Genomic DNA, 2230 nt, shown 5'->3' with positions numbered 1-2230 from the left:
TTCCAAACTGCTTGAGAAGATTATTGTAACGGCCGCCCTTGACAACAGCATCACCGGTTCCATAAGTATATCCGCGGAATATGATTCCTGTATAATAGTTGTATCCGTCAAGCATACCGAGATCAAAGCTTATGTGATCCTGATATCCGTAGCACTCAAGAGCTGCATACACTCTTCTGAGCCTCTTCACAGCCTCAAGTGATGTCTCATTTGACACATATCCCTCAGCCTTGTCAAACATGGATATTCCGCCGAACAGAGAATCAAATGCAACAAATGCTTTCTTAAGAGAGTCACTTATATCAAGTGCATCCACATACTCCTCAAGTCCGAAAAAGTTCTTGATATGGATGTACTCTTTTATCTGATCCTCCTCGTCCTCACTGATACCAGATTCAGCAACCAGGCCCTTGAAGTAGTCTATCTGGCCTATCTCTATCTGGAAATCACTGATCCCGATCTCGTTGAAGCAGTCTATCACAGTTGCGATTATCTCAGCGTCAGCAGCGGATGAATCATCATTTACAAGCTCGGCACCGATCTGTGTGACCTCCTTGAGTTTTCCCTGAAGCTTGAGTGTGTTTGTATAGGTATTGCCTGTATAGCAGAGTCTGACAGGAAGTTCCTCATCTGCATAATACTTTGCAACACATCTCGCTATTGAAGGTGTTATATCCGGCCTGAGCACCAAAGTATTGTTGTCCCTGTCAAAGAACTTGTACATCTCATTGGAAGGTGCTGAACCCTTATCTCTGTTAAATATATCAAAAAACTCAAATGTAGGTGTCTCTATATCGTGATAGCTGTATAACTCCAGAATATGATGGAGTTCATGCATAACCTTTCTCTTCTTCTTACATTCTACATCGTAGGTGTCTCTCACTCCATCCGGGGTCTGTAACAGTTTGTCCTGCATAATCATATCTCCTTGTCAATTAAACTTTGCCATGCTTCACGTTCTTTATTATTGCTTTATCGCATTAAAGTGATAATTTGCTACTTTGGTAGCATGTCAACGTGCACATTATATTAAAGCGGATTGTATTTGTCAACCTCTATCATCAAGATCCCTGCTTAGAGGTTCAAGATAATGTACCAATGCACCACCCTTGGCTCTTATAAAGAAATTGGGATCAAGTTCATTGTACTTGAAGTTGTTGACATGCCCATTCTGGACTCTCTCAAGATACCCCTTAAGTTCCTCGAATCTCATATAATACAGTTCATTTCGTCCCGAGAACATTATGATAAGGAAGCTTACACCGTTCTGTCTCTCGAAATCCTCCATGAACCTTATCTGATGCTCATGAATGTTACGCATTGTAAATGTATCAGTGGCACATTCCTTTGCATCGAAACATACCGGAACTCCCTGGACAACACCTATATAGTCGACGGTTGAATCCTTCTCGAAATACGCCAGGGTGATCTGGCTGCTGTCCTTGTCAATCTTTATCGGCGTGATAGGTGTCGGGATCTTCTGGACCAGCGCGAGGTTCTTCTGTCTGTAATATTCATTTGTGTTGTTTATCATATCCTCCAGTGTGGAGCCACGAAGCCCTCGCGAATTCCATGTAGCCATCTATTCAAACAAATCCTTTTCTATTCTTTTATACATATCAGGCTTGAATGCTGAGAAGCTCTTGCTCGTCAGATAATCCAGTCCACCGACAACATCGGTAAACTCCACCTCGCCGCAGTGCAGAATCTGGTTTCTAAGCTTGTATGTCTGTCTGAAATGTATGTTTGTCTCCCTGTCACCATACTTCTGGTCACCGATCACCGGATACCCCATGTGCTGGAGCTGTGCCCTTATCTGGTGAGTCTTACCCGTTATGAGCTTTACCTTAAGCTCTGTATATTTTCCATTTGTTCTGACCGGCTGGAATATGGTGTGGATCTTATCATAGTCCAAGTCCCCGGCAGCCCTGCGTATCTCCTCCACGCTGTCACGTATTGTCACAGTGTTCTTCTTATCATCCTTCACGAGATATGCCGTAATATCCTGCGTCTCTGTCATATTTCCCTTGACTATGGTGTAGTAATATTTGTCTATGCGTCTCTCCCTTATGATCCTCGAAAGCTCCTGACTTCCCATAAGTGACACTCCACACAGAACAAGGCCGGAGGTATTCCTGTCCAGCCTGTTGCATACAGAAGGCTTGAAGGTTCTGAGCTGAGTCTCAGTTATATACTCATTGTCAAGCAGATAATCGATGACACTCTCATT

3 protein-coding genes are annotated in these 2230 nt (G+C 43.3%); all 3 read right to left on the bottom strand.

Annotation, left to right across the window (positions count from 1 at the left end; genetic code table 11):
- Window positions 1–916 (bottom strand): ATP phosphoribosyltransferase regulatory subunit (gene hisZ / locus CCU_RS12460; RefSeq protein ID WP_208896248.1); only part of this gene is annotated, 916 nt, incomplete at its 3' end.
- A gap of 132 nt (window positions 917–1048) precedes the next feature.
- Window positions 1049–1582, bottom strand: coding sequence for a Holliday junction resolvase RecU (locus tag CCU_RS12455; protein WP_015534905.1), 534 nt, complete (start codon window positions 1580–1582; stop codon window positions 1049–1051).
- On the bottom strand, window positions 1583–2230 hold a 648-nt coding region (locus CCU_RS12450), incomplete at its 5' end, for an RluA family pseudouridine synthase (RefSeq protein ID WP_208896247.1).

The organism is Coprococcus sp. ART55/1 (assembly GCF_000210595.1).
Taxonomy (GTDB): domain Bacteria; phylum Bacillota; class Clostridia; order Lachnospirales; family Lachnospiraceae; genus Coprococcus; species Coprococcus aceti.
This window is presented reverse-complemented; position numbering and strand designations above follow the sequence as displayed.